Origin of the sequence: Teichococcus vastitatis (assembly GCF_003604215.1) — a bacterium.
GTDB lineage: Bacteria > Pseudomonadota > Alphaproteobacteria > Acetobacterales > Acetobacteraceae > Pseudoroseomonas > Pseudoroseomonas vastitatis.
Map to the genome: position 1 here is coordinate 1 of NZ_QXGS01000169.1, position 1,084 is coordinate 1,084.

Sequence of the window (1,084 nt, forward strand, 5' to 3'; positions counted from 1 at the left end):
AACCCTACCGAGAACCACCGTGGTGACCGCCACTTCAAAGGCGGTCAGGTCCTACACCACGTCCAGGAACGCGACCGTACAGCCTGGTCGGCAGCCTGCCACCCGATATGCTGCACCCCCTGGCGGACGAGGTTCGGCAGCAGATGCGGCGTAGTTGACCCGGCGTTATCAGCATCGGCCATGCCGCGGTCGCTGGATCGCCCGGCGGTGATCGCAGGCGGCGGACAGGCGGCACGGCTTGTCGCGACGGGCATGCAGGAAACATCGGCTGGGCGCTGAATTCTTCCTCGCCTCCATCGGCCAGGAGGCCGGCACGACCAGCGCTCGCCCATTGGCGGCAGTTGTTGAAGGGTGCAGGTACCCTGTCGAAGATGGCCCCACTGGAGTTGCTGAGCCGCCTCGAAGTCAATCCCGCCACATCGTGGAGTGATCACCGTTAGGGATGCGAAGACCCCCAAGCAGATTGTCGGACGGTTCAACATGGAGGTGATCCAGAATGGTGACCGTAAAGCCTTCGAGGAACTCGTCGCACCAGGCTTCATCAACCGGTCAGCACCACCTGGAGGTTCGAATGGCCCTGAAGGACTCTGGAACACCTTCCACACCATGCTACGCCCTGCCCTGTCGAACCTGATCGTGACGATCCACGATCAGGTCTCGGAAGGTGGCAAGGTCGTGACGCGGAAGACCATCGCGGGGACCCATTCGGGCAGGTTGATGGAGATCGCGCCAGCAGGCCGGGCCGTCGCGATCGAGGTCATCGATATCGTGCGCATCGAAGATGGCCGCTACGTGGAGCATTGGGGTGTCAATACCTTGCCCGCTCTGCTGGCTCCAGTTGCGGCAGGGCTGAGTTCGCCGCCGTCCAGACGGCCGCCAGGCGCGGCAAGGCGGTGATGGCGGCGTTCAGGGACTGCCGCTCGCGCGTGGTCATACGCGCGGAGCCATCTCAAGCCTTGGCTTACATGCCAGGCGAAGCGCTTGCCGCCGGTGGAAGAGTTTGCTGCGTGCGGAGCCACCTCCCCGTGGTCAGATGATCATCGTCCCTAGTGTCCTGATTCCGTAGTTCCTCCGATCGTCTGGG

Annotated in this window: 1 protein-coding gene; it reads left to right on the forward strand. The window is 63.5% G+C overall.

The features are described 5' to 3' along the window. Positions 1–426 precede the first annotated feature (426 nt). Positions 427–897, forward strand: coding sequence for an ester cyclase (locus D2K64_RS23725; protein WP_274379334.1), 471 nt, complete (start codon positions 427–429; stop codon positions 895–897). The last annotated feature ends 187 nt before the right edge of the window (positions 898–1,084 follow it).